Source organism: Siphonobacter sp. SORGH_AS_0500 (assembly GCF_002838835.1).
Lineage (GTDB): Bacteria > Bacteroidota > Bacteroidia > Cytophagales > Spirosomataceae > Siphonobacter.
The window spans coordinates 66,876-93,859 of sequence record NZ_NHPP01000018.1 but is presented as its reverse complement, the minus strand read 5'-3'; the positions used below and the strand labels follow the sequence as shown (position 1 = coordinate 93,859).

The window sequence follows — 26,984 nt, the reverse complement described above, 5'->3', positions numbered from 1 at the left end:
CCCTAAACCCTAAACCCTAACCCTAAACCCTAAACCCTAAACCCTAAACCCTAAACCCTAAACCCTAAACCCTAAACCCTAAACCCTAAACCCTAAACCCTAAATGCTTCTAGAAACCATTCGCTTTCATCAGGGAGAACTGGAAAATCTGTATTACCACCAGCAACGGATTCATCGGAGTCGGAAGGAATTGTTTGGTCTGAATGATCGCTGGGATTTAGAGGAGATGATTCCCATTCCTGAAAATCTTGATGTTGAAGGGACTTACCGGTGCCGGGTGATTTACGGGTCAGAGGGTATTACGCTGGTTGAATTCATTCCTTACACCATCCGCTCCATTCAAAGTTTGGAATTAGTTACCGCTGATGCCTTGGAGTATAACTACAAATTTTCTGATCGTACCTCTTTGAACGCGTTAACTGCTCAGGCCAAAGCTGATGAAGTGTTAATTATAAAAAATGGTTTGATTACCGATACGAGCTACACAAATATTGCTTTATCCGACGGGCAGGAATGGTATACGCCGCACCAGCCTCTACTGTTAGGAACACGGCGGGCAGCTCTGTTAGCCAGCGGAATTATCATTCCTGAACGACTCGCCGCTGACGATTTGCGTTATTTTAAAGAAATCCGCCTTTTCAATGCTATGATCGAATGGCATCAGGCTCCTACTTTGCCTGTTTCAGCCATTCGTTAGTGATTAGTTTGTGGTTGTTTGTTATTCGTTTATCGCAGCTCTTTTACCAGTATAAGCCCCCTCTCTGTCATTCAGAGCAAAGCGAAGAACCTTATTGTTTTTAGTAGCACCTTTGTTATCAGTAAGTCACTTTTCACAACCTTAGTAAGTGCTCTCACTTCGTTCGAGACAACAGGCTGGAATAGATGACTTATTACAACGCTCCACTTTTTCTGCCCTACTTCCGTTTCTTTGGCTCGTAGATGATCCGAATGAAAGAACTTACCGGATCGGAATTTTTCAGCGAGAAGCTGCTTACAAACCCTACCAATAGATTATTCTTCAGAGCAACGCGTACCTGCGGACGAATCGCGTTTTCATAGACGGGACCATTCTGACTATGGTATAACTCTACGCCAACAAAAGCCTTGCTATGCGGAATAACGTAATGCAAAGCCAGGTTTACTTCATACCCCGTTGGCTCCAGTGATTTCCCCCATTTTTTCTCCCCACCCAGAGCCGCATATACCAGCGTGTGTACCTGCGATCCCCACTTTTTGGCCGCAACCATAAACGGAAAGCCTAATTCAGCCGAAAACAACTTTCCCGACTCGTGATTGATTAATAACTCATTGGTATAACCCACCGCCAGCGAAGTTTGCCAGGCTCTATCACCGCGTACGTCCATTGCAGGGAAGTTTTCAGACTTTTCATATTCAAACTACTGCTCGGGATATCGTCTGCCATGGGTACCTGAGCCTGTAGCGGCACTTCTACTTCCAGGCCCAGCCGGTTAATGGGAGCAAATTCATATTCGACGAAAGGATGCCAGTGAGCCGCCCCGCCGTGCTTGCTGAAGGAGGTTCCTACGTTCCATTCCCGTTCGCCTTTGCGGGCTCCTAAATCACGCACCAAATCCAGATATAGAGGTTCGGCGTGGGAGACTTTAACGGGTTTTACCGGTGGTAATACCCGGCTGGAATCCGAAGTTTGAGCTTGGGTATGATAGGCAAAAAGGATAGCGAAGAAGGTCAGTAGCTTTTTCATGGCTTTGTCGATTATACCGCCAAAGCTCAGACCCATTTCTGGAACGAATCTGGAATAAATTCTAGAATTGAATACTGATCATAAATTTTTCATAATCTGAAGAAATTTTGGGCTGATAGCCGTACGCATCACAGATGGATTTGACGATGGATAAACCCAATCCCAACGATTGTCGATGCGTACTTTGCTTGGTAAATCGGTTAAATAAATCTTCTGTTTTACCAGCAATGGCCCTGGCAGAATTCCGAATTTCCAGTTTATTAGGACTCAACTGAACTTTAATAAAACCACTTTCCGGCGTGTGCAAATAGGCATTACGAATAAGATTTCGAATCAGAATTTCAATCAGATATTCGTTAGCCTGAACAATGATTGATTGCTCATCCGTTACCTGAATATCCAGTTGTTTATCTTCCGCCAGAAATTCATATTCATTAATCAGACGAATCACCATGGGGTTAACTTCTACGGATTCCTGCTCCCCAAACTGCTGATTATTAATCTTCGTTATTAATAACAAAGCCTTATTTAAAGCTGATAAACGTTCGAGTTGTTCGGTTAATAACCCAATTGTTAAGGCATCTTCTTCTTTTAAATCAGGGTTTTGGATTAACTGTTCCGTTTGATTCAGAGCTATCGCCAGAGGCGTCTGAATCTCATGAGAAGCATTCTCAACAAACTGTTTCTGTTGCTGGTAAGACTTCCGGTTTACCTCGACCAGCGTGCTTACGGTTTGCGTTAATTCCTGAAATTCATAGATTGAGCTTTGGGGTAATAGTAGATGATCCTGATGATCCACGCGAAAGTTTTTCAGTTGCTCAAGCGTCTGGTAAAACGATCGCCAAAGCCTTTTTTGCAGGAGAAGATTCACTATGAACGCTAACAGAACCAGTCCTAAACAAACCCAGGCTGTGCTACGGGTAATCACCTCACCCATGTCCTCCAAGTCCAGCAATGACGTTTCAATCTGTAATTGGTAATACCTCCCCTGATGCTCAAATTTGGTTACGAGCTGCCGATGAGGCTCAATTTCGGTCTCAACCAGTTCGTAGACTTCAATATCTTCGTAATGCTCTTTTAGCTTTTTGTATTCTGAAGGACTAATCGGGTTAATGCGAAAATCAGCTTTCAAAGTTGAATTTTCAGAGTAACCCGAAGCAGGTAAGCTTGCCAGAATTTCCAGCTTTCGGTTCTGTAGCTCTTCATCAATTTCATCCCGTACTTCTTCGCTTACCTGATCGTAAATATATAGCCCACTAATAACCAAAGCCATTAGCAAAACAAGGGTACTAATCAGATTACTACGGGTTAATAGTCGCATATTAAATCTCTGTAGTGACGCGATTGATTGCGTTCGGGTAGCTATTGGAACTCGTTTACAGGTAATCGTAGGGGATCAGACGCGATCCATTGCGTCTCTATGTTTTACTGGGGCGAAAATTTATAACCAATCCCATATACCGTCTGAATATTTAACTCATAACCCATCTGACTAAAACGCTTACGCAGATTTTTGATTTGTGAATAAATAAAATCATACGAATCGGCCTGGTCGATGTTATCGCCCCAAACGTGTTCGGCTAGTGCTGATTTTTTAATAACCCGGTTCTGGTTCGTCACGAAGAAGAGTAATAGATCGAATTCCTTACGATTGAGAATCACTTCTTTTCCCTCATAAAAAACGGTTCGGGCAGTAGTATCAATCGTTAAACTACCGACCTGCATTTCATCCGACCCTTCAAATTTTAAACGACGTAACACCGAACGCAAACGAGCATTCAACTCCGATAGATGAAAGGGTTTAGGCAAGTAATCGTCTGCTCCCAAATCCAGTCCCTTTAGTTTATCATCGAGTGAATCTTTAGCCGAAATGACGATGCTCCCGTGGTTTTGTGTAACTTCTTTAGCTCTTTGAGTAAGTCCAACCCACTACCGCCGGGAAGCATAATATCAATCAAAACGCAATCATAGGCGTAGACACCGATTTTCTCCTCGGCTTCCTCATAGGTCGTGGCAAGCTCACAGACGTGACCTTCGTTGATTAAAAAACTGGAAATCGTCTGATACAGTCCGGGCTCGTCTTCGATCAATAATAGTTTCATTGGATTGGAATTAAAGCTTAAAATTGGGTTCAAATTCTGGAAACAATCTGAAATTAATTTAGACGCCTGCTTTCAGACAAGTAAATCGCCGCTGCCTGAGTAACTGGCACGGACTTATACAGTTTTTATGTACACCTTTGCCCGGAAAACATTAATCCATTCCGTCATCTGAACCTATGAAATCTATTATTCGGAAATTTCTGAAGATGGTCGACGTGTTCGGATTTTTCGAACGTGATCCTTTCGGAAACCTCTTTTTCACCAAACGTCTGCTCATCGCCAGCCTGGGTTCCCTAACCTGGAGTCGGCTGATGTGGGTAAATAAAACCAAAATTCAAGGAACAGAATACCTCGAAAAATTACCCGAAAACGGCGTTCTGTTTTTGTCCAACCATCAAACCTACTTTGCCGATGCAACCTGCCTCTATCACATCTTTTGTAGTGTAAAGTGGGGCTTTCGGAACTGGATTGGCCTCCCCATTTACCTACTCGCTCCACGGGCCCGGATGTATTACGTGGCGGCATCAGAAACGATGAAAGACAGCGGCCTGATCCCAAAGATCTTTGCTCAGGCCGGGGCTATTACCATTAACCGTTCCTGGCGGGCCAAAGGACAGGATGTCAAACGAGAGGTAGATCATTCGGCCACTGACAAAATCGGCTTAGCTCTTTCGGATGGCTGGGTTATTAGCTTTCCCCAGGGTACCACCAGCCCTTACGCCCCAATCCGAAAAGGTACGGGTCATTTGATTAAAGATCACAATCCCATCGTGGTTCCGGTGGTGATTAATGGTTTCCGCCGGGCGTTCGATAAAAAGGGATTATTGCTCAAAAAACGGGGCACTCAGCTTTCGGTTACTTTTAAAGAACCTATTCGTTTTGATTCGAACCTAAGTGTGGAAGAAATTGTCAGTAAGGTAGAGGAATTTCTGGAACAGGACTATCCCGAAGGTAAACAGTGGTACGTGAAAAAACAGGCCGAAAAGGCGTCGTCATGGGGTCATTAGAGTAACGTTTGAGGTGGTTAGAAGGGTTTGAAGTTTGATTTTGTTTGAGGCGTTTGAAAGTAGAAAAAGAATTCAACGAACGTTGAACCCTTTTCTAACTAAATCAAACCCAATAAAACGTTACTGCTTTCTGGGATTTTTTCGGCATGATTCCGGGCTTTCCTTCTAATTTTGAAGAATCCTGTATTGACCTTCCCGTTATGTCATCTATCCAATACGAATACAAACCAGACAATCACCTTCGCTCTGATCCCAACAAGTACAAACTGGAGGATTTGCGATCGGAAGAAATGATTTTGAGTCTGGGGCCTCAGCACCCTTCTACTCACGGGGTACTGCGTCTTGAAGTCATCAGTGATGGCGAAGTGATCGTCGATGTGGTTCCTCACCTGGGTTACCTACATCGCTGCTTTGAAAAACACGCGGAAAACCTGCCCTTTAACCAGACCATTCCCTTTGTGGATCGGATGGATTACCTGGCGGCAATGAATTCCGAACACGTCTACGTGATGGGTATCGAAAAAATGCTGGGCATTGAAAACGATATTCCGAAGCGGGTGGAATACATCCGGGTTTTGGTGGCGGAAATGAACCGTCTGGCTTCGCATTTTGTCGCCATCGGTACGTATGCTCTGGATATTGGGGCCTATACGCCTTTTCTCTGGCTCATGCGGGACCGCGAACACATTCAGCGAATGCTGGAATGGACGACGGGTGCCCGCATGCTTTACAACTATATTTGGATTGGAGGCTTGTTTTACGACTTACCCGTGGGTTTTGAAGATCGCTGCCGCGAGTTTATTACCTACGTAAAGCCTAAACTGATTGAGCTACAGCAACTGGTAATTGAAAACGAAATCTTCGTTCGCCGTACGGCTAAGGTAGGGGTATTGCCTCTGCCGTTAGCGATTGATTACGGTTGTACCGGGCCCGTTCTTCGCGGTTCGGGCTTACGCTGGGATTTACGGAAAGTGGATAACTATTCAGTATATCCAGAATTGGACTTCGATATTCCCATTGGTGAGGGAAAAATGGGTACCGTCGGTGATTGCTGGGATCGGAATTACGTTCGGGTGCTGGAATGCTGGGAATCCGTTAAAATCATTGACCAATGTCTGGAACAGCTAACGGGCAAGTATACTCGTACCAAAGACTTTGATCCTCAAGCGGTTGTTCCAAAGAAGATTCGTCCGAAAGCTATGGATTTCTACGCTCGCGGCGAAGGAGCCAAAGGTGAACTAGGTTTCTATATTCGTACGGACGGAAAATCGGACGTTCCCATTCGTATGAAGTCACGCGGGCCTTCGTATCATAATCTTTCGGTTATTTCAGAAATCAGTCGCGGAGCTTTAATGGCTGATTTAATAGCCATCATTGGTTCGCTGGATTTGGTAATGGGCGAGGTAGATCGGTAGGGTTTTGTGTTATTATTGTTCTTCATTTACCGTGGCTGGTGTCTACACCAGCCACAATTATTTATAGTTCTTGACGATCCATGCCCCGGTAGGGAATTTTCAGTTATTGCTGGTGAATTCTCTTTTGACGTTTATAACTTAGTTGGGTCTAGCTTGGTTTGTATGCTATAACTCCCCGAAGGCTGGCCTTTTGAGTTAAGTATATGCCTTGACTCAAAACGCTAAACCGCAACGGCGGCCGCTCAAAACCCAAAATATCTCATGTTTCAACTCGACCCCGACCGTAATTACCCTAAAAAAACTGAATCCCATTCCCTTATTCGTTTTCAGGATTGCGACCCAATGCAGCATCTGAATAATGCCAAGTATCTGGATTATTACTTCACGCCCGCGAAGACCAGCTTTTTTCGATTTACGGTTTCACGATAGATTACCCTTTCCGCAAGTATCAATCTGCCTGGGTAGTGTACAACCATCAGATTGGTTACGTCCGTCCCGCTCGCGTCAGTGAATGGGTGACCATCATTGCCAGTATCATTTATTACGATGATGATACGATGGTAACGGAATACGTGATGACGAATGAGAATAAGACGGAATTGAAAAATGTATTATGGTCCACGATGAAATACGTTTCTGTTCTGAATGGCAAACGCATGACGCATCAGGAGGACATTGCCCATTTTTTGAAAATAGCCACCGTAGAAGGTGTGGACTATCCTAACGTTTCCTTCAACGAACGGATCAAACAGATCAAAACTGCCTTAGCCGAGGGACGGTATTAACCGCCTCTTTCCCAGACGCGACTTTATCGCGTCTGGGAAAGAGGCGGTTTTGAGGATATTTTAAAATCAAGACTTTTCATCCACCGTGGTTGGTTTCCTCACCAAACGATAGGCTTTTAGTAACGGCTGGTGAGGACACCAGCCACGGCAGGGAGATGAAGTTGTTACTTCCATTTCAAAACGTCTTCTCCATTTTACAGAGTTCTTCCCTTTTTCAAATTCCTACCTGCGGATCATAGGAAACACAGGACTCCTCGGTTAACACCCGGATTATCATCCGGGGCTATCCAGCCTGGGTCCATCCAGACCGGGGCTATCCATATTCAACCACTTCGGGGTTATGCCTCCCATTTCAAAAAGTCTTGCCTACCTTTATGGGTTTCTCCCTTTCCAAACTCCAAACTCCAAACTCCAAACTCCAAACTCCAAACTCCAAACTCCAAACTCCAAACTCCAAACTCCAAACCGCAGCGGCGGCCGCTCCAAACTCTATTACCCATTTATTACGAAAAGAGGCTATTTATTAAATAATTATTACCCTTATTCACAGCCCGAATAAGCAGAGTTCCGTCATCTATTTTTGTTTAATTCTTAACTATAAACGAATATGATACGGAACAAATGGACGCTGGCTTTAGGCGTCCTTGCTATGGCTTTAAACGCCTGTATTAAAGACCACAACCCTCAGCCCGTTCTTTCCGAAAACGCCGCCGCCTTTCGTGAGGTTTCTACCACAACCCTAGGTGGTGAGGCCGCCGCTGAGATTTCGGCTTATGATCCCGCTACGAAGCGTTTGTTTACAGTTAACAACGCTTCCAAAGCTCTTGTAGACGTTCTCGACTTCTCTTCCTTCCCCGCTAAGAAAATTCAATCTATCGATATTTCTACTCTGGGCGGCGTAGCCAATAGCGTAGCCATTTCGGATGGTAAACTGGCCGTTGCTCTGGAAGCAACCAACAAGCAGGCCAATGGTAAGGTGATTGTTATCAATACCAACACGCTGACTGAACTCAAACAAATTACGGTAGGTGCCCTACCCGACATGGTAACCTTCAGCCCCGATGGGAAATACATCGTTACGGCTAACGAAGGAGAACCAAACGCAGCTTACACGAACGATCCTGAAGGTTCTGTTTCGATCATTGACGTTACGAATAATTACAGCGTAAAGACCGTTAACTTCACAGCTTTCGCCAGCCTTCAGTCACAGTTAGTGGCTGGTGGCTTCCGTACATTTGGCCCCAATGCGGGCGATTTTTCTAAAGATATTGAGCCTGAATACGTAGCCATTTCAGAAGATTCTAAAAAGGCCTGGGTTACGCTTCAGGAAAACAATGCTATTGCTGAGGTTGATCTGATTTCGGGTACAATTCTAAAAATCAATCCCCTAGGGACGAAGGATTATAGCGTAGCGATGAACGCCATTGATGCGTCCAATGCAGATGGAAAAATCGAGCTAAAAACCTGGCCGGTAAAATCTTATTACATGCCCGATGCCATTTCTTACTTCAAAATCGGTGGAACGGGTTACCTGATTACTGCCAATGAAGGCGACGCTCGCGATTACACGGCTTTCAAGGAAGAAGCTCGCGTCAGCACGCTGAAACTTGATCCATCAAAATTCCCGAATGCGACTGAATTACAGAAGAATGAAAACCTGGGCCGTTTGAATGTTACGACGACTGCGGGAAAAAACAGTGCAGGTCTGTACGAAGAACTGTACGGCTTTGGGGGGCGTGGTTTCAGTATTTTCAACGCTTCAACGGGTCAGCAGGTCTTCGAGATTGGTAAAGCTCTGGAAGAAGAAGTAATCAAAGCAGGCAAATACGACGATTCTCGTTCAGACGATAAAGGTGTTGAACCTGAAGGCGTTACAATAGGTATCGTAAATGGGAAGACGATTGCTTTCGTTGGTCTGGAACGTGCGGATGCCATCGCGGTGTACGACGTAACCAATCCTACAGCTCCGAAATTCCTGCAACTCATTGCCACGGGTGATGCTCCCGAAGGTGTTTTATTCATTTCAGCAGATAAGAGCCCGAATGGCCGTAGCATGCTGGTTGTAAGCAGCGAAGGCGACGGAACCGTTAAGGTTTATCAGCCTGATTTATTATAGGTTTATTGTTCCTTCTGGTTTATTTAACGTCCCGAAAGCATCTTACTTTCGGGACGTTTTTTTCATTAGAACCTTCTTGCCTCAACAAAATGCGTCTCTCAGCATTAGTCTCTCTCACTAATGAACTTTTTGAAATTAGGCTTTAAAATACCTTTCTGATTTACCTTCTACTTTAGCTTTTCATATCCATCCCTACTCTTTTAAAAGGTTATTAATCGATTTTTTACTACTTGAAAACCATACATTTCCATTATACTATTTTACTTTATTGAAATAATATTATAGATCGATAACAGTACAAATCATAGATAATATCGACTTATACACGACATATATAATCAAAAATCAAGAACAAATTATCAGTAAATAATTTAGTTTAAAAAAACAGAATTATTATCTGTACAATTCTCAAATAATAAATAATATGTAAACATATGATTTATATAAAAATGCTATTAAATATTATATATAACAAAATTCAAAATATTAAATATTAACCAATGATATCTTTTTACTTATATATAAATATTTAAATAAAAATCAACCCCCATTTATGGGTATTTATATATTTATACGAGACCTATACCTTGCATCATAAACAACTCAATAACAGAACATTATACTACAATTCATTTAGTATAAAATCACTATTAATTCCAGCAGCAGTATAGCATAAAACCTAATATTTCGAAAGCTAATTATCATTCATATAAAACGATGTCAGTTAACGTATCTACGCAGATACAGTAACACATTTGTCATACTAATAATGTTTTTTTAATTACCAAATACAGATAACATTTAATAAAAACCTACTTATTTAACAAGTCAAATAAATTAATAAGCATACATAAAACCCTCGCCATTACTCACGTAATTATATATTTTCATCTATCATTAGTTTAATAAAAATCAAATCAAAACCCACTATATGATTTAACCGCCAGCGTTTATTTTAATTTATTCCCAATTATCACCCCATTAAACCTAATCATTGTCCATGAGAAAAATTTTATTTCCTGTTATGATAATCATAGCATTTCAAAGCTGGGGGCAGACCGTAGACCAACCGGAGCCCGAACGTCCTTTGCCTAAATATACCAATGGCTTCGCTGTGGGCTTAAAGGTAGGAACTAGCGGTGTGGGATTGGATATTTATCGATCCATCAATCGACGCTTTGATGCACGTCTGGGGATAAGTGCATTCAATTATAATGCTCGTTTTGTATCAGGTTCTGCTACGGATGACATCCAGATTGGATTGAATGGTAAAATCAAATTAAATACGATCAACGCATTACTTGACTACTATCCATTTAAACGAGTGGGGTTACGCCTTACCGGGGGATTAATGGTAAACTTAAATCAAGTAAACTTCGATGGTGCTCCCACCAGAGATGTCAAATTTAAAGACTTATCATTTACAGTAGAGGAAGTTGGCTCTCTGTCCGGTAAAGCTGAATTCAGCAAAGTTGCTCCTTACATAGGCTTCGGATTCGGGCAACCCTTTTTAAGAAAACGCCTGAAGTTCAATGCTGATATAGGCTTCTTTTATCAACAATCACCCATGATTTCGCTGGTTGCTACTAAAATGCTCCAGCCTTCTGAAGATCAGGGTCCTGTCATTGAAAAAAACCTACAGCCTCTGAAGTACTATCCAGTGCTGGTTTTTGGTCTTTCGTACCGTTTAAATAAATAACCCCTTATTAAATAACTAACCGCCTAGTTATGAATTTCAAATCTATTTTTCTACAGAATCGTCTTCTACGGGGAAGCTTAGGCATGCTGTTCATCGGAGGTATTGCGATAGCCTGTCAGGATTTAAAAGACATGATGAGTCTTGATCCGTTAAAAGACGTAAAATTCACCATTAACGCAGATCCCTTCGTGGCTCCGGTGATGATTAAGTTCGTAAATGCGAATGTGGATGCCGTCAACCAGCCTACCTCGTTCAATGTAACTATTGAAGGTCCTAACTCCAGCGTAGTATTTATGAGTGATGGCTCCCAAAATTATAAAGTGACGGACGGATTATTACCCCTGGGGATGCGTTCGAAAGTGAAGCCCACCGCCGATGCACCGCTGAAATTTACAATCTCGGCAACTGTTCCGGGATTTAGCCCCGTATCGTACAACGTCACGTTAACCGATGACAATGCAAGTACCATTCAGATTCCATTGGTGGAGTTTGCCAATCCAGCCGAGGGTACCTCTGCCGCAGTTGTTAAAACCAATCTTGATGCCAATGGATCAACGTCATCAACCGTAACCATTACGGCCCCGCAAACCGCAACGAAACCCGACGTAGCAACGATTAGCATTGCTCCAGGCACCCAAATGCAGGATGCGACAGGAAAGGCCGTTCCTTCGGGTCAGGTTCAGATGAATGTCGTCCATTACACCCCCTCTTCTCAGGAGTCAGTCGTTGCTTTTCCTGGAGGATTTATCGCTGAAAACGTAGTCGATGCCAATGGACAGGCAACCGATCCAGTAACCTTCATCACGGCTGGTTTTGTGGCGGTTGATATGTTTGCAGGAAGTACCGAAGTTAAAAAATTCTCCAAACCAGTAGACGTTAAAATTGGGTTAGATGAAAGTCTGATTAATCCAACGACTGGTGAATCCATAAAAGCGGGAGAAATTGTACCCGTTTGGAGTTTGAATGAAGAAACGGGCGAATGGAAAGAAGAAGGCACTGCCACCATTAGTGCTGGCTCAGACGGAAAATTAACCGCTCAGTTTAAAGCAGCTCACTTATCATTCTGGAATTTGGATTGGGGATTGTTTTATGGTATGAAAGATTGTAAGCGTAAAAAACTAACCATAAATTTTAAATCAAATACAATTAAGACCAGAGGAAACACTTACGAAGTACAGCTTCAGACCGAATACGGGGCCTATTTAGCTGGCTTGCATAGTCAAGAGGTATACGATGGGCTTAGTGTTACCCTTCCCCAATCTCCAGCTTATAGTAAAGTAAAAATTGTAGTGTATGATATGTGGGGATCTAAGCAGCTTGGACAAACGAATTTATTTAATCCTTGTTCAATTGATAATGTAACCGTAAATGTAAACCCTCCGGCTCCTCCAACTTTTGTAAATCTGACCTTCAATTTTTCTGTATACAGTTCAAGTAGTAAAATATTAACCAAACCTTCAGGATGGGTTTATATGAACAAAACTACGGGTAACTGGTGGGAGCCCGGAACTAATGTGAACATGTACGTTAACACCGGAAACGGGGTAAGTCAGATCATTAAGAATGGGACCTACAGTGTAGGTGCTTACTACGATAAAAAATGGCAGCAAACGCTCATTACGTTCGATCCAAGTAAATTACCGATGACCATTAATGATAAAGATGTCAAAGGAAATGTAACGTATGATGCAGGCTCAAATACCATTACTGTTAACATGACCTCCTACGTGAAGTAGTGGAACAAAGAATACATCTTTTAAAAATTTCAACCTATCTTTTTATTAACCCTGTGACTCTATAAAATGAGTCGCAGGGTTAAAATACCTCCAAGAAGTTAGCTACTACTTGGGGGCATTTTTTATGAAGTGTAGATTGCTTCAGTTACTCCCATAAGCATTAAATCCAATTGGAAAGCTAATCAGCCCGATTGACTAAAGCTGTATAACTCTGTCATTCGTTTCTCCGTAAAACTTCTTTATTTTCGCAAGAGATAGCTGGCCTAACCTTTCGCTGGTTCTCTCTTTCTATATGCGTGGCATTTATTCCATTTTGCTTTTAATCGTCTCCAACGTCTTCATGACGCTGGCCTGGTACGGTCACCTTCAGGTCAAACAATGGCCTTCGTTAGCCAAACTTTCACTCTTTGGCGTTATTTTTCTAAGCTGGGGCCTGGCTCTGTTTGAGTACGTTTTTCAGGTTCCGGCCAATCGCATTGGCTCTGAAGAAACGGGTGGCCCCTTCACCCTTTTTCAGCTAAAAATCATTCAGGAAGTCGTTTCGCTAACGGTATTTACACTCATGGCCGTGTACCTTTTTAAAACGGATAAACTGGCCTGGAATCACCTTGTAGGCTTTATCTTTCTGGTTATTGCCGTGTTTTTTATCTTCAAAAAATGGTAAACGTCAGACTGTCTCTGAATGGGCTGCTGCTTGCCCTCTTTTTACTGGCGTTAATGTCCTGTTCCCATCAGGCCGTCTCGCCCATTCAGGGAAGCTGGCGGCTAATTTCCTATTGCCAGCCTAAGACTGACTCAACCTGCACGCCCATGGCCGTCCCGAACGATAAAATCGTTCTGCTTAATCTCAATCAAAAGGGAGAATTCAAGGAAGAATACAAGAATACCCTTCCTATTCATTATGCCTTTCTGGGTTGCGGAAATGGTACGTTCACGCTGGAAGATTCCTATTTGTTAATCAAAGCTCCCTGCATGTCTTCGCTGAGTGGCAAGTTATTTAAGACAACTTTTCTGGATAATAACCGACTGATTTTAAATCCAGTAACTGATAACCGAACGTTACAAACGGGTGAGTTTATGCTGGAACGGCAGTAAAACAAAAAAGCTCAAACCTAACAGGTGAGAGCTTTTCAACAAAACAGTATTCTTAACCTATTTCTATTTCCAGGCATTCTTCAGGAAACGTAAGAAGTTTCCGTGCATTACCTTCTTAATATCTTCTTCGCTATACCCCCGCTTGGCCAGTAAGCCCGGAATGTTTTGCAAATCGGCAATCGTTTCCAGATCATACGGACACTGCTCCCGACCGAAAGCTCCGTCCAGATCCGTTCCAATGCCAATGTGGTCGGCATTGCCAGCAATCTGACAGATATGATCGAGGTGGTCAATTAATACGTCCAGATTACAGTTCATGCCTTCGGGCGTAGACACGCCACGGACCCAGTTAGGCACCATCATCCAGGCATCCAAAGCACCGCCAATAACCGCTCCGCGACTGATAAGTTCACGAATCTGATCATCGCTGAACTGACGATTATGGTTCACCAGCGTCCGGCACAGGTTATGACTTGCCCAAACCGGCCCGTTGAAGTGATCCATTGCTTCCCAGAAACTGTCGTCACACAGGTGGGTTGCATCCAGAATAATGTTGAGACGCTCCATTTCTTTGAGTAAGTCCTGTCCGGCTTTGCCCATGAAGCCCGTGGCATCGGTTCCCTGAGCGTAACGTCCCGGCCCGTAATGAGCAGGACCAATGGCACGAAGGCCGTAGTTATAGGCTCGCTCCACATGGTCAATGGTAACAATGGAGTCAGCTCCTTCCAGACTCAGGATATACCCTACCGGCTTTTGGTCGTTGGGAGTTCCATCGTTCCAGAGAGCCAGATGCTTTTCCAGCCCAGCCCAGTCGGTAATCTGCGTCATTTCACCCTCATCTTCCATGGCTTTATACCACGAAACCTGGCCCTGCGTCTGGGCCCAGGCCTGCTGGGGCGAATGCCAGCCCGGCAGATGGTTATCGGGAGCTACGTAACGACCAATCTGCGTGGCTACGACGATTCCAATGTTTCCCTTCCGAAGTTCGGGTAAGGAAACCGTTGCTTTCGCCCGGTCGGGCTTATCGGTTAAGCCTTTTTCTCTGGCGTTGAGCTGCTCGACGGGTAATCGCAAATCGCGGTTCCACTCCATCGCATTCATACTCAAATCCAGGTGAGCATCAAAAATGAACATCTTCAGTTTTCGGTTGTCAGTTTGCAGTTTGCAGTTTTCAATGAACCACAGGGTTTCACGGCGTTAGGCACGGAGTAACTCTGAGTAAAACTTAGTGAAACCCTGTGATTGAATTACTGATAAGTAATAAAAATTGAAAACTGTAAACCGAAAACGGAAAATTAAACTAATTCAAACAAAGCCTCGATCTCGACGGGGATGTTGTCGGGGAGGGAGCCGAAACCTACGGCGGAGCGAACGCCGATGCCGTTTTCTTCACCCCAAACCTGAGCAAATAACTCACTGCAACCGTTGATGATATAAGGATGACGCTCGAATTCGGAAACGCAGTTGACCATGCCCAATACCTTGATTACCCGCTTGACACGGTCAAGGCTACCAACGTGCGTTTTGATGGTGGATAGAATGGTTAATCCTACCTGACGAGCGGCCATTTTACCCGCTTCAGCATCAATTTCACGACCAATCCGGCCAATGATCAGACTCTTGTCGTCCTGCACGGGTCCGTGACCAGAAACGTAAAGGTATTTACCGTCAATCAGGTAAGGCTTATAAACCCCTAGCGGCGTAGGGGCGGGGGGTAACGAAAGTCCTAATTTAGCAAAGGCAGCTTCAGGGCTAAGTAATTCAACAGTTGTTGCGGCTGTGCTCATGAGATTAAAATTTAGTTATTAGTTTTTGATGTTTTGAGTTTAGGGTTGTGAGTTTTGAGTTCGTTTTTAATAACCCCAAACTCACAACCCTAAACTCAAAACGGCATTTGCTATATGATTTGATTCAAAAGTAATACCCCCACTAAACCTACAATGGCGACGAGGGTTTCCATCATGGACCAGGAACGAATGGTGTCTTTGACGGATAAATTAAAGTATTCTTTGAACATCCAGAACCCCGGATCATTCACGTGCGAAAACATTAAACTTCCCGCTCCGATGGACAATACCATCAGGTTAGGATTAATCGCCTGCTGAGTCATCAACGGAGCGATAATGCCCGCTGCGGTTAGTCCGGCGACCGTAGCTGAACCAATACAGACTCGAATGATGGCTGCAATAAGCCAGCCTAAAAATAACGGTGGCATTTCCAGACTTTGGAGCTGACTGGCAATTTCGGTGCTCAGCCCGCTGTCAGTTAATACCTGCTTTAAGGCTCCCGCTCCACCACTGATTAGGACAATCATGGCGATGTCCTTAACGGCAGTTTCGTAGGTTTTCATGACTCCGGTCATGCTTTTTCCCCGACTGATTCCAAGCGTAAAAGTGGCTACGATTACAGAAATCAACATCACAATCGTCGGGTCTCCGATGAAGCCTAAGACGCCTTCGAAGGGGTTACCCGGATAAAAATGCGACAGCGTGGTCAGGGTTAATAAGCCAACGGGGAGTAACGATGTAAAAAAGCTGCTAAAGCCGCTGGGTAACTCTTCTTCAGGAATAAAACTGGCCTGAAAAGTTACTAATGGCTCTGAATGAATGCCTTTCAGGGTTAAAGCATAAACCGGACCAGCGAGGATAATAGTGGGTACAGCAATGATTAATCCGTATACTAAGGTCAGTCCCATATCCCCGTGAAACTGGCCAACTAAGGCCGCTGGCGAAGGGTGTGGCGGTAAAAACCCATGAGCCACTGACAGAGACGCCAACATAGGCAACCCAATGGCCACGGCGGGTAAACGGTATTGGTACACTACCGAAAAAATCAGTGGCACCATCAACACGAAGCCAACGCCGTAAAACAGAGGAATCCCGATGATAAACCCCGTACAGACTAGTCCCCAGTGAATATATTTTTCGCCGAACAACCCCATCATCACTGAGGCAATTTTCTGAGCGGCTCCGCTTTCGGCCACCAGTTTTCCCAGCATGGCTCCGAGGGCAATGATTAATACCAGCGAACCCAGGGTATCACCAACTCCTTTCTGTATGGATTGTCCGATTTTTATCAGAGGAATACCTAATAACCAGCCCGCTAAAACCGAAACTAGCAGAAAGGCTAAAAAGGGATTGACTTTGGCCCAAACAATAAGTAACACTAGTAAAACAATACAGGCAGCAACACTAAGCATTCGATCCGTTTTCTGTTTGCGGTTTTCTGTTTTCAGTGAAAACGTAACCTTTAGTTTTTAAGCGACCTCTTTATTATTTAACCGTTGTTCCTACTGGCAACGAATAGATGCTAACAGCACAATCAAGGTTATTGATGCCGCTGCCAGCTTTTTCGCTGGCAGCACTACTCCATTCCTACCAACCAAGCCTAAGTCCCGGCTTTTGCTGCCAGCGGAAAAGCTGGCCTGGCCACGATGGCAGCGGTAATCGGCACTTAAAACCCGCCAGTGCAATTTTCACTATTCCAGCCGCAGGGTACTGATCTTCTGAGTATTGCCTTCAATTCGCATGTTGTCCTGATAGACCACCGCCCGGTATTCAATTTCGTTGTAAGACTGAATATTACCTTTCACTAATTCCAGCGTCATTTTGCCGGTATTGGTTACGGGATAAATATCCGTTGACTTCCATTTTTCATTGAATTCTTCGTTCAGCGAACTTTGTACGGGACGATACTCGAAGCCAATGCGATACTCTTTTCCTGAACCCATTCTTACGACATCTGCCGTCAATTTCAGGTTACCGTTTTTCAACTTTTCAGCACTTACCGTACGGAACTGCATGGGCGTCAGAGCCGCTTCTACATTTTTGAGTTTTACTACGATGGGATTAGGCCACTTGTGATTATTATAAATCCGCTGAGCCCGAACAACTGAGATTTTCAACCCTTCCGGCGTTTGCTCGAAGCGAGCCCGACCATCCACGTTAGGTTTATATTCCACGATATTACCCGTTTGTCCTAATACTGAAACTTCCGTATTCGCCGTTGCTTTTACCGAACGAATCAAGAATTCCCGACGCTCGCCGCGAGGCCAATCGGGCATGTTCGTTAAGTACGCATAAACGGTATTTTCGTCTTTCTTCTTCGTAAACCAGATGTCATTTTCCGTGCGAACAATCCAGGGGCGAACGTTATGCACCGCTTCCTGATTAATGAAATGCCAGGCTCCAATTTCCATCAAACGACCTTCCTGACCTTCGTTCAGATTGCCCCATTGAGTAGGTCCTACATTGAGTAGATAAGAACCCCCTTTTGCCCGTGATTCGATCAGAATGTTCAGTAACTCCGTGCCTGATTTATAGTGTTCATTGGTAGGCTTGTAATTCCAGGCTGTTCCCATCGTCATGTTGCTTTCCCAGGCCGTCACTAACGTCTCTCCAGGTAAATACTGCTCAGGTGTAGGTAAGGCTCCGCGAGTAATCAGACAGTTCGGCTGGTATTTCCAGACCGTTTCTTTAACCTCTTCTTTCAACACATCACTGTCAATAAAGAACAGGTCTACCGGACCATATTTGGTCATTAATTCCTTCGTCTGTTCCACTACGAATTTCTTGTACTGAGCCTGAAAGGGCTTCGCCTTCTCCCAGTGGTCATCGCGGGTAATGTCTTTCATGCCATTCTTGTAGGCAAAAACAAAATCTTCGGGCGAATAATAAAAACCAACGGCTAGCCCCCACTTCCGACAAGCGTCCACGTATTGCTTTACGATGTCCTTTTTGTAAGGCGTATTCATCACGTTGAAATCCGTGGTTTTGGTGTCCCACATGCAGAATCCGGCGTGGTGTTTGGTCGTGAACATGATGTACTTCATGCCCGCATTTTTTGCCAGCATCACGATCCTTTCAGCATCCCAGTCTTTGGGATTGAAGGTTTGAGGCAGTTCCTTGATGTAACGCTCCACATAATCCGGTGAAGCTCCCACGAGCGAGTGGCTGATGACGACGCCAAGCTGTGTATCCACGTTCCAGTGAATAAACATCCCAAAGCCCACATCTTTCAGCCACTCCTCACGTTCGGGCTTGTTATGGTTGGCACCAAAATTCTCAGTTTCCTGAGCGTAACCAGCCAGGGCAAATAAAAACAGGAAGAGGAAGCAGGATAATCGACGCATTATTAGTTTAGGGTTTAGGGTTTAGAGTTTTGTGTTGGGGATTTGTCAAGGTTACTATTCCGTTTTCTGAATAACTCAAAACTGCACTGGCAGTAACCCTAAACCCAAAACTCTAAACTCAATTCACAATCAGTTCATCCATCAAAAGCCAGGCCTTATTACCGGCTCCGTATTCGCCTGCGGGGACAATTCCTTTATTCTCCGCTTTGATTTTGACGAATCGGGCTCTGGTGGGCTGAAACTGTCCTTTGATTTCGTTGATTCCGTTTATTGGGAAGTCTTTGTGCTGATACACTTCCCGGTAATTTTTTCCGTCTTCTGAAACCAGCATGTGCAGGGCCGTAGGTTCCCAAAACCGCTGCCAGTGGTATTTTAAAACGTTGATGCTGATTACAGAAACCGTTTCCGTTTTCTGTAAATCCAGCCTCCACTCAGCATTCTCACCCAAGAATCCTAACCACTCGCCAGTGTTGTAACGAGCCGTTCCCTGAACACCATTGACCGCTACGAGTGAACTGGAGGGAATGAAGTTACCCTTCGGAGCCGTCGCCAGCAAAAGGGGCTTACCTGTGGATTTGGAAATGGTGAATGATTTTTCGAACACCCGGCCCTGCTGAACTTTACCCTGAAAAACCGCCGCTCTGATCGTCTGCGTTTTCGGGATGGGTAATGCTGAAGTATAGATCGAACTCGTCGCTTGTGGCTCACTTCCGTCGGTGGTATACCGAATGGTTGCCTGGGGTAAAGTGGTCTTTAACCGAAGCTGAATTTTCCCCGGTGCCGTCACTAAAACGGTGTCCGTAATTTCGTCGAAAACCTTCGCATAGTTTACCTTCAGTCGTTTAAGTAAAGATTCATTTTTCCGTAAGCGTCTTAAAAAATCGGTGTACGTTCGTCCCGTTTTCGGTGACCAGGCTATTTCGGCTACGGCCAGTGCCCGTGGAAAAATCATGTATTCGGCTTTGGCATCTGTCGATAAGTATTCACTCCAGACATTTCCCTGAACGCCCAGTAAATACGAGGCCTCTTCCTGAGTTAATGAATCAGGAACGGGTTCGTAACTATAGACCTTACTTAACGGCGTATACCAGGCAGCGGCTACTTGTTCCTGAGGATATAAAGATTGGTAGAAATCGAAGTAGACAAACATTTCGGGTGTCATAATGGCCTTATGCTTCTGACGCATGGCCTCGATACCTCCTTCGGTTCCCCGCCAGCTCATTACGGTCGCTCCGGGCGATAAGCCCCCTTCCAGAATTTCATCCCAACCAATGATTTCACGGTTTTTCGTCAACAGGTATTTCTCCATTCGTTGTATGAAATAACTCTGCAACTCGTGCTCATCTTTCAGCCCTTCGTGCTTCATCCGGGCCTGGCATTTCGGACAGCTTTTCCAGCGGGTCTTCGGACATTCGTCACCACCGATGTGGATGTACTTTGAAGGAAATAACTCGACAACTTCGTCCAGAACATGTTGTAAAAAAGTGAATGTGCTGTCGTTTCCTGCACAATACACGTCATCGAAAATCCCCCAGAAGGTAGCAGCCTGATAAGGCCCGCCCGTGCAACCCAGAGCCGGGAAAGCCGACAACGCCGCCAGTGCGTGACCGGGCATTTCGATTTCGGGAATGATGGTAATGTGGCGTTGGGCCGCATAACGAACGACCTCGCGGACTTCATCCTGCGTGTAATAGCCGCCGTATTTTTTGCCGTCGAAACGGTGAGGAAGTTCGCGTTTATGACCGATCAGCGTCTGACTGCGGAAGGCCGCCGTTTCCTGCAATTGTGGGTAACGCTTGATCTCGATTCGCCAGCCCTGATCGTCCGTCAGGTGCCAGTGAAAGGTGTTGAACTTATACTGAGCCAGCAGGTCAATATACTTTTTAATAAAAGGCACCCGGAACCAGTGGCGGCTGACATCCAAGTGCATACCCCGGTACGAAAACCGGGGATAATCCTTAATACTACAGGCAGGTAATCGCAGGTCGGAAGACTGACTAATCAACTGAACGAGCGATTGTACGCCATAGAACAGTCCGGCCTGATCGTGCCCGATCAATTCAATGCTTTTGGGTTGAATTCGCAGGTGATAACCTTCCGGCTGGGACACCTTCAGCGAATCAATTTTCAGGGAAATAGAGGCATTTGTAGAGGACACAGGCAAGGTAAATCCGGTCAACGAGCGGATTTGCTCCTGGGTCAGTTTCAGTAAAGCAGCCGGCACACCGGAATCGGACGAAAGTTTCGCTAAGGCCGTAAGCGTGAATTCGCCCGAGTTCCGGTGATAGGCTACCGGTTGAGGAATGAGCCCGCTTTGAGCGAACCCATTTCCAAAACCAATGAAGAAAAGTACTATGGTTACTAGGTATTTCATTCCTGAACTATTCAAATGAGTGAGGCCTCAAGGTAATACGCTGCCTACATTCACTCACTCATTCTATCATTCACTCCTTCAAAATTATTACTGCTTATCTAACCAGATTCGAGTCATAAACTCATTGGTTCCCTGGGCTGCCACTACTTTATAATAGTTTTCAGCGTTCAGGTTTTCTTCCGTTGCGGGGTATAACATTCGTCTGAAAATTTGTCCTCCGGTAATATTACCCGCGTAGTTATTCGGCACCAGAGCGGGGTAACCCGTACGTCTCCAGTTGAGGAATACTTCCTGAGAGTTAGGAAATACGGATACCCAGAACTGCGTATGAATTTGTTCCATCTGAGCCGCCACAGTGCCCGTTTTCAGAGCTTGTGCCGTTACATAAGCATTAATGTTTGCATCAGAGATAACACCATCGCTACCATACAACGACCACTGACGTAACGCTGCCCGAGTTCCTAAAGCATACAGGTTTGCTGCCGTTTCAGTAGTATACCAACCCCGAAGTGCTGCCTCTGCCAGATAGAAATTTACCTCTGCATTGGTTAATACCAACATAGGAGCACTTAACTTCAGAAGCGTATTCTGGTTAGGCTCTGAGTAGGTCACGAAATCGCTAGGTTTTGTGTTGGCAATGTTATGAGCCATACCTTTCTGAATGGAGGGGTCATTACTGGCTTTTCCATTCACGTATACCACGGAAATTACGGGCAAACGCGGATCATTCGTTGCTTTCAGGTAATCAATAAAAACCTTATCGTACTTGCCCCCTTCAGGGTTACTATTACCATTAGCCAGGATATAATCACTGTTCAACATCCAGTAAGCCAACGGATTTTGATTAATGATCTGTCCAGAAGCCAGATACGAGATTTTAGCCAGATCCGCATCATCACGAATAACGCCACCTGCAATCGCCTTCTTCACCCAGGTCTCAGCCAGCGTACTATTGGCTTTAGTCATTCGCATACCCATGCGTAACATCAGAGAGTACGCAAATTTTTCCACTTCGTCAGGTCTCCACCATAAATCATATCGGCGGCACCAAACGTCGTCTTCGTCGCATCAAACATGCCTACTGCTGTTTCTAACTGAGCCAGAAGATCGGTGTAGATGCTTTGTTGTGAATCGTAAACGGGCTTGTAATTACTCGATACGTAACCAAGAGCAGCCTCTTTATAAGGAATATCACCGTATAAGTCGGTAACTTTTGAGAAACAGTACACCTGCCAGATTTTAGCAATAGCCAGTTTATTAACTAGAGCTGGATCTTTCTCAAAAGCTCGTACGATTTCGCCCATTTCATTGAGCTCTTTCGTATAGGCACTACTAAATACCGCATAGGGGGCCGTTCCCTGATTAAAAATGTATTTAGAGCCCCAACCTGCCACGTCATTGTAGCTGGTCGTGTATTGCATGGTGCCTTGTAAACCCGTGATCATGTTTCCTACGGCATCATACTGAGCTTTCGTAAATACATAATCTCCGTTGATCGTACTGGAAGCATCCGGGTTGGTATTCAAGGCCTCAAAGCCTTTGTCGCAGCTTTGCAATGCGGTCAATACCAGTAAACAGGCATATATTTTATAGAATCTTTTTTTCATCGTAGTCGGTAATTAGAATTTCAAGAGAAGATTCAAACCATAACTTCTGGTTCTGGGCAAGCCAATCGATTCAAAACCTTGGTTCGAACTGTTCGTAAAGCTTTGCTCAGGGTCAAAATTGTCCGTGTTCTTATACAGCGTCAGAATATTCCGTGAAACAAATGAGATGCTGGCTGACTGAAGTTTCAGGAGTTTGAAGTTTTTTACCGGAATGTTGTAGCTCACCATGGCCTGACGAAGCTTAACAAAGCTGGCATCATGCAGGAAAAGTTCCGTGTAATTTTTATCATTGTCATAATAAGGACGCAGATTTTCCTTAGCAATCGTCTTCGTAAAGGCATCTCCACTTGCCGTCACACCCGTTACCGTCAAGCCATTTTCACGACCGTCAAGGGTTCTTTTCAGTTTACCCATTCGGTTCGCATATACCTCTAATACAGAGAAGATTTTGTTACCGAACTTACCATCAAGGAGGAAGTTAAACGAGAAGTTTTTGTAATGAAATTCGTTAGTTAATCCCATCGTTAACGGAGGTACCCCTTTGCCTAATTCATGCAGATTTGATTTTAAAGCATAACCCGTCGTTGGATCGTAGATAATGTTACCATTCGCATCCCGCTGACGAGTCGTACCCACGATTGTTCCGTACGAACGGCCTTCAATCGAGTTGATGTAAGCCCAGTTTCCTACCGATGTAGCCATTTGTAAAGACGTAATACCATCCGCCAGTTTGATTACTTTACTGTCGTTATAGGCTACGTTATAGCTGATGTCCCAACCGAAATTTTTCCGACGAATAGGGCTATACGTTACTAAGGCTTCAATACCCTTGTTACTCATCTTACCTACGTTCATGTACACCGAATTATAGCCAGATGTTTCGCTGATGCTCGTCTGCACGATGTCGTTGGTAGTAGAACGGTTATAATACGTCAGGTCTAACCCTACCCGGCGGTTCAGGAATTGTAAGTCAACCCCCACTTCATAAGTGGTAGAAGTCAAAGGTTTCAGCCCTGCATTGGTAATAGCCGTACTGGTTACGTTCTGCAAGGGTTGTCCTGAACTAGGTACCATTGAATACGTCAGATTAATGGCATAAGGATCAGGCGTAGCCCCCCCTACCTGAGCCCAGGAAGCCCGAATCTTGGCAAAGTCAATCGCCCGGGGTAATTCTACTGCCTGCGACAGAACGAAGCTACCACCAATGGATGGGTAAAAAATGGAGTTGTTTTTAGGACTCAAAGTAGAGAACCAATCCTGACGACCCGTCATGGTTAAGAACGCAATGCCTTTGTAATCTAAATCTAATGATCCAAATACCGAGTTCGTACGTACTCTCTGATTCAGCGGAGTAGTAGTGATCGTTCTTAAGTTCGTAGAGCTGTAGAAGTAAGGAAGTACGTAGTTACTACCCGCAATATTGATTTGGTTGTAGTTATAATCACGACGGTTTGCTCCAACAAGAGCCGACAGACCAATAGTAGAAGCAATCTTGGTATTATAGTTTGCCGTTACCATTGCATTGGTTTCGCTTACGTCGGTCTTCAGTTCGTTATACTCGCCGTTAGGAACGTATAAAGTTCCAGTCGGAAGGATGTATTTATACTGATAGTTGAAGAAGTCGCGGCTAACCGTTCCCTTCACATACAGGTTATCCAGAATGTTGTAAGTCAAACCAAACTGACCGATAAAACGGTTCTTCGTATCGTTCTGCTTGTATTTATTGATAACGAAGTAGCTATTGGAAGCAATGGAAGCATCATTCCAGGCAATTTCATTATTGTTTGCATCATACCCTGGAGCCAGCCAGCGAATATCTGAGGTATTACCAATCATATAAGGAGTCCAGTTGGGATTTCCCAAAGCATCCCCCGCTCCCGTTTTGTTGTTGTTAGCTTCGATGGTGTATTGAGCCAAGGCCTCTACCGCAATTTTAGGTCCAAATCGGCCATTCAAGTTCAGGTTACCCGTTTTACGATTATAAGTCTGCGTTGGCAATATTCCTTTAGCGTCCAGGTCAGATACGGAGAATCGATAGTTAACATTCTCATTTCCACCATTGACGGCTAACGTATTAGTAAAAGTCTTACCCGTCTGATAGAAGTTTTTCAGGTTATTCCGCTGGGCAACGTAAGGATGAGTTAAGCCATCAGCGGCTACGAAATCAGAACCATCAATTTTAGCACCCCAGGAACGACGACCCCAGGCAATGCCCTGAGCCTGCGTAGTTGGTTTTGCTGCTCCGTCTCCTTGTCCGTATTCGTACTGCCAATCAGGCACAACGGCGATGCTTTCTGTGGTGAACGTTGAATTGAAGTCGACACCAATGCCTTTTTGAGCACGCCCTTTCTTGGTGGTAATCAAGATAACCCCGTTAGCAGCCCGTGAGCCGTATAAAGCAGCCGCAGTACCACCTTTCAAAACACTCATGCTTTCAATATCGTCGGGGTTAATTCCGCCAATCCCATCGCCGCGGTCCACGTTACCCTGCCCACCGTTGGCTGTCGCACTTCCACCAGGAGTAGTGTTATCAATCGGCATCCCGTTAATTACATAAAGGGGCTGGTTCGCTCCCGTTAATGAACCATTCCCACGAATAATAATACGGCTCGACCCGCCAGGTCCTGTCGAAAGACCTGTGGCATTCACCCCGGCAATTTTACCAGAAAGGGCATTGGCTACGTTGTTTTCACGAGCCTGGGTAAACTCAGAGCCTTTCACTTCCGTTACCGAATAAGCCAGAGCTTTTTTATCCCGCTGGATACCTAAGGCCGTTACGACTACTTCGTTCAGGCTTTTGGTATCTTCTTTCATGGCCACTTCCAGATTCGTCCGTCCGCCAACGGCTACTTCTTGTGACAGAAATCCTACATAAGAGAATACTAATGTTGCATTTTCAGCCGCCATCAGGGTAAACTGTCCCTGAGCGTCAGTAACAGTTCCTTTGGTAGAACCTTTCTCGACAACCGTAACGCCGGGTAACGGAGCTCCGTCACCAGCATTGGTTACTTTTCCGGTGATAGTCTGGGCTATCGCAGGAATTCCGATGAGCCAGAAGAAAGCAAAGAGCCTTCCGAAACGGCCAGGAAAACAGGAGGGTAGAATTTTCATAGAAGTACAGGATAAGGATTTTCCAAATGGACTTGCCAGGTTAATCCGCATAACTTGCAAGCTATTTGCATTTTTTGCGAAATATAGGCACTTATTTATCGACTTTGCAAATAAAATTTTACAAAACGACCATTATCATGCATTATCAATCATAAAATATTACTTTTACAGCATTATTAATTGCAAAACATGCATTTTTAGATATATTACAATACTATTAATGCTTTTTAAGATTCAGGAATTTCACTAGTAGCCAGCAAACGGTAGCCACTCCCTGCTGATTTTTTTTACCTTTGTTTATTCAACAGTAATCCACTTAACGAATGTCAGTCGTTTTCTTAAAAGAAGACCGTAAGGATCTGATTATAAACCAAGTGAACCTTCATACCCGTATCACCCTTACGGATTTAGCCAATACCCTTAATGTTTCGGAGGATACCATTCGCCGGGATATTAATGACCTGGCCGACGAGGGAAAATTGATTAAAATACGGGGTGGAGCGATGTCTAAGGCTTATCACTACTCTTCGCAACCCGTAGAGAGTTACGCCCATGACAGCAAAAAACTCATTGCAGAAAAAGCAGTTTCCTTATTAAAAGACGGAATGCTGGTTTTGATGGGCGGTGGTACGACCATTCGGGAGTTTATCAAGATGATCCCGAATGAGCTGAAAGCTACTTTCCTAACGGTCAATCCATTAACAGCCGTAGAATTACTGGATAAGCCAAATCTGGAAATTATAATGATTGGCGGCCCCATTTCCCGCTACAGCCAGATGGCCGTGGGCGGCGACGTATATCAACGATTGTCAGAGATTCGCGTAGACCTGTGTATCATGGGAACCAACGCATTAGACGCTAAAGAAGGGCTAACCGATTCAAACTGGGAAACAGTACAGGCCAAGAAAGCCATGATTCGTGCCTCCGAAAAGATTGCAATTCTTGCAATATCTGAGAAAATGAACAGTGTTATGTCCATGAAAGTGGCAGATCTGCGAGAAATCGATTACCTGGTTACCGAACTTTCGCCCGAATCCAGTCTTCTGGCTCCTTACCAAACGGGCAAGACGCTGGTGATTTAGT

General features: G+C 44.6%; 20 protein-coding genes and 2 pseudogenes. 11 read left to right on the top strand and 11 right to left on the bottom strand.

Annotated features, from left to right (window positions below):
• Positions 1-103: 103 nt before the first annotated feature.
• On the top strand, positions 104-697 hold the full coding sequence (locus tag BWI96_RS18200; RefSeq protein WP_106637948.1) for an aminotransferase class IV: 594 nt from the start codon (positions 104-106) through the stop codon (positions 695-697).
• Positions 698-914: 217 nt separating this feature from the next.
• Here BWI96_RS18200 and BWI96_RS23455 read toward each other — a convergent pair.
• From BWI96_RS23455 to BWI96_RS23445, 4 genes and pseudogenes are all read right to left on the bottom strand, one after another.
• Positions 915-1,723, bottom strand: a pseudogene (locus BWI96_RS23455) (HAEPLYID family protein).
• Positions 1,724-1,784: 61 nt separating this feature from the next.
• The gene (locus BWI96_RS18185; protein ID WP_106637945.1) at positions 1,785-3,044 is read right to left on the bottom strand and encodes a HAMP domain-containing sensor histidine kinase; all 1,260 of its coding nucleotides are present in this window, start codon (positions 3,042-3,044) and stop codon (positions 1,785-1,787) included.
• 104 nt (positions 3,045-3,148) lie between these two features.
• Positions 3,149-3,550: a response regulator transcription factor gene (locus tag BWI96_RS23450; RefSeq protein ID WP_369804215.1), complete on the bottom strand. Its 402-nt coding sequence runs from the start codon at positions 3,548-3,550 to the stop codon at positions 3,149-3,151.
• Positions 3,551-3,561: 11 nt separating this feature from the next.
• The gene (locus tag BWI96_RS23445; RefSeq protein WP_369804214.1) at positions 3,562-3,825 is read right to left on the bottom strand and encodes a response regulator transcription factor; all 264 of its coding nucleotides are present in this window, start codon (positions 3,823-3,825) and stop codon (positions 3,562-3,564) included.
• 176 nt (positions 3,826-4,001) lie between these two features.
• Here BWI96_RS23445 and BWI96_RS18175 point away from each other — a divergent pair, with 176 nt between their 5' ends.
• The 9 genes from BWI96_RS18175 (at position 4,002) to BWI96_RS18140 (ending at position 13,678) form a co-directional block, all read left to right on the top strand.
• Positions 4,002-4,832, top strand: coding sequence for a 1-acyl-sn-glycerol-3-phosphate acyltransferase (locus BWI96_RS18175; protein WP_106637944.1), 831 nt, complete (start codon positions 4,002-4,004; stop codon positions 4,830-4,832).
• 200 nt (positions 4,833-5,032) lie between these two features.
• On the top strand, positions 5,033-6,247 hold the full coding sequence (locus BWI96_RS18170) for an NADH-quinone oxidoreductase subunit D (protein WP_106637954.1): 1,215 nt from the start codon (positions 5,033-5,035) through the stop codon (positions 6,245-6,247).
• Positions 6,248-6,508: 261 nt separating this feature from the next.
• Complete coding sequence (locus BWI96_RS23440) at positions 6,509-6,676, top strand: hypothetical protein (protein ID WP_369804213.1); 168 nt, start codon at positions 6,509-6,511, stop codon at positions 6,674-6,676.
• Positions 6,677-6,711: 35 nt separating this feature from the next.
• Positions 6,712-7,032 carry a hotdog domain-containing protein gene (locus BWI96_RS23435; RefSeq protein WP_369804212.1) on the top strand — a complete coding sequence of 107 codons (321 nt, stop codon included), beginning with the start codon at positions 6,712-6,714 and terminating at the stop codon, positions 7,030-7,032.
• Between the two features lie 607 nt (positions 7,033-7,639).
• Positions 7,640-9,148, top strand: coding sequence for a choice-of-anchor I family protein (locus BWI96_RS18160; RefSeq protein WP_232793798.1), 1,509 nt, complete (start codon positions 7,640-7,642; stop codon positions 9,146-9,148).
• A gap of 1,000 nt (positions 9,149-10,148) precedes the next feature.
• A complete protein-coding gene (locus BWI96_RS18155; RefSeq protein ID WP_106637943.1) occupies positions 10,149-10,847 on the top strand; it encodes a hypothetical protein in 699 nt (232 codons plus the stop codon).
• A 29-nt stretch (positions 10,848-10,876) separates the two neighbouring features.
• The gene (locus BWI96_RS18150; protein ID WP_106637942.1) at positions 10,877-12,583 is read left to right on the top strand and encodes a hypothetical protein; all 1,707 of its coding nucleotides are present in this window, start codon (positions 10,877-10,879) and stop codon (positions 12,581-12,583) included.
• A 292-nt stretch (positions 12,584-12,875) separates the two neighbouring features.
• A complete protein-coding gene (locus tag BWI96_RS18145) occupies positions 12,876-13,247 on the top strand; it encodes a DMT family protein (protein WP_106637941.1) in 372 nt (123 codons plus the stop codon).
• Positions 13,241-13,678 carry a hypothetical protein gene (locus BWI96_RS18140; RefSeq protein WP_106637940.1) on the top strand — a complete coding sequence of 146 codons (438 nt, stop codon included), beginning with the start codon at positions 13,241-13,243 and terminating at the stop codon, positions 13,676-13,678. Before BWI96_RS18145 ends, BWI96_RS18140 begins: the two co-directional genes overlap by 7 nt.
• A gap of 63 nt (positions 13,679-13,741) precedes the next feature.
• Here BWI96_RS18140 and BWI96_RS18135 read toward each other — a convergent pair whose 3' ends face one another.
• The 7 genes and pseudogenes from BWI96_RS18135 to BWI96_RS18105 all read right to left on the bottom strand — a co-directional run bounded on the left by BWI96_RS18135 (position 13,742) and on the right by BWI96_RS18105 (position 25,901).
• Positions 13,742-14,812 (bottom strand): dipeptidase, encoded by a 1,071-nt coding sequence (locus BWI96_RS18135; RefSeq protein WP_106637939.1) that lies wholly within the window; start codon positions 14,810-14,812, stop codon positions 13,742-13,744.
• 161 nt (positions 14,813-14,973) lie between these two features.
• Positions 14,974-15,465 carry a RidA family protein gene (locus tag BWI96_RS18130; protein ID WP_106637938.1) on the bottom strand — a complete coding sequence of 164 codons (492 nt, stop codon included), beginning with the start codon at positions 15,463-15,465 and terminating at the stop codon, positions 14,974-14,976.
• A 110-nt stretch (positions 15,466-15,575) separates the two neighbouring features.
• Positions 15,576-16,877 (bottom strand): gluconate:H+ symporter, encoded by a 1,302-nt coding sequence (locus tag BWI96_RS18125; protein WP_106637937.1) that lies wholly within the window; start codon positions 16,875-16,877, stop codon positions 15,576-15,578.
• A 279-nt stretch (positions 16,878-17,156) separates the two neighbouring features.
• Positions 17,157-18,809 (bottom strand): alpha-L-fucosidase, encoded by a 1,653-nt coding sequence (locus tag BWI96_RS18120; protein WP_106637936.1) that lies wholly within the window; start codon positions 18,807-18,809, stop codon positions 17,157-17,159.
• A 118-nt stretch (positions 18,810-18,927) separates the two neighbouring features.
• The gene (locus tag BWI96_RS18115; protein ID WP_106637935.1) at positions 18,928-21,183 is read right to left on the bottom strand and encodes a beta-N-acetylhexosaminidase; all 2,256 of its coding nucleotides are present in this window, start codon (positions 21,181-21,183) and stop codon (positions 18,928-18,930) included.
• A gap of 87 nt (positions 21,184-21,270) precedes the next feature.
• A pseudogene (locus BWI96_RS21995) lies at positions 21,271-22,628 on the bottom strand (SusD/RagB family nutrient-binding outer membrane lipoprotein).
• A gap of 174 nt (positions 22,629-22,802) precedes the next feature.
• Complete coding sequence (locus BWI96_RS18105) at positions 22,803-25,901, bottom strand: SusC/RagA family TonB-linked outer membrane protein (protein WP_198555296.1); 3,099 nt, start codon at positions 25,899-25,901, stop codon at positions 22,803-22,805.
• 323 nt (positions 25,902-26,224) lie between these two features.
• Between BWI96_RS18105 and BWI96_RS18100 the strand changes: the two genes are divergently transcribed.
• The gene (locus tag BWI96_RS18100) at positions 26,225-26,983 is read left to right on the top strand and encodes a DeoR/GlpR family DNA-binding transcription regulator (protein ID WP_106637933.1); all 759 of its coding nucleotides are present in this window, start codon (positions 26,225-26,227) and stop codon (positions 26,981-26,983) included.
• Position 26,984: the final 1 nt, after the last annotated feature.

Bases quoted from the DNA above. Each gene is read 5' to 3' on its own strand.
- BWI96_RS18115 (WP_106637935.1), bottom strand. From the start codon at position 21,183: ATGAAATACCTAGTAACCATAGTACTTTTCTTCATTGGTTTTGGAAAT.
- BWI96_RS18160 (WP_232793798.1), top strand. From the start codon at position 7,640: ATGATACGGAACAAATGGACGCTGGCTTTAGGCGTCCTTGCTATGGCT.
- BWI96_RS18200 (WP_106637948.1), top strand. From the start codon at position 104: ATGCTTCTAGAAACCATTCGCTTTCATCAGGGAGAACTGGAAAATCTG.
- BWI96_RS18135 (WP_106637939.1), bottom strand. From the start codon at position 14,812: ATGTTCATTTTTGATGCTCACCTGGATTTGAGTATGAATGCGATGGAG.
- BWI96_RS23440 (WP_369804213.1), top strand. From the start codon at position 6,509: ATGTTTCAACTCGACCCCGACCGTAATTACCCTAAAAAAACTGAATCC.
- BWI96_RS18155 (WP_106637943.1), top strand. From the start codon at position 10,149: ATGAGAAAAATTTTATTTCCTGTTATGATAATCATAGCATTTCAAAGC.
- BWI96_RS18175 (WP_106637944.1), top strand. From the start codon at position 4,002: ATGAAATCTATTATTCGGAAATTTCTGAAGATGGTCGACGTGTTCGGA.
- BWI96_RS18130 (WP_106637938.1), bottom strand. From the start codon at position 15,465: ATGAGCACAGCCGCAACAACTGTTGAATTACTTAGCCCTGAAGCTGCC.
- BWI96_RS18185 (WP_106637945.1), bottom strand. From the start codon at position 3,044: ATGCGACTATTAACCCGTAGTAATCTGATTAGTACCCTTGTTTTGCTA.
- BWI96_RS23445 (WP_369804214.1), bottom strand. From the start codon at position 3,825: ATGAAACTATTATTGATCGAAGACGAGCCCGGACTGTATCAGACGATT.
- BWI96_RS18140 (WP_106637940.1), top strand. From the start codon at position 13,241: ATGGTAAACGTCAGACTGTCTCTGAATGGGCTGCTGCTTGCCCTCTTT.
- BWI96_RS18145 (WP_106637941.1), top strand. From the start codon at position 12,876: ATGCGTGGCATTTATTCCATTTTGCTTTTAATCGTCTCCAACGTCTTC.
- BWI96_RS18170 (WP_106637954.1), top strand. From the start codon at position 5,033: ATGTCATCTATCCAATACGAATACAAACCAGACAATCACCTTCGCTCT.
- BWI96_RS18150 (WP_106637942.1), top strand. From the start codon at position 10,877: ATGAATTTCAAATCTATTTTTCTACAGAATCGTCTTCTACGGGGAAGC.
- BWI96_RS18125 (WP_106637937.1), bottom strand. From the start codon at position 16,877: ATGCTTAGTGTTGCTGCCTGTATTGTTTTACTAGTGTTACTTATTGTT.
- BWI96_RS18100 (WP_106637933.1), top strand. From the start codon at position 26,225: ATGTCAGTCGTTTTCTTAAAAGAAGACCGTAAGGATCTGATTATAAAC.
- BWI96_RS18105 (WP_198555296.1), bottom strand. From the start codon at position 25,901: ATGAAAATTCTACCCTCCTGTTTTCCTGGCCGTTTCGGAAGGCTCTTT.
- BWI96_RS18120 (WP_106637936.1), bottom strand. From the start codon at position 18,809: ATGCGTCGATTATCCTGCTTCCTCTTCCTGTTTTTATTTGCCCTGGCT.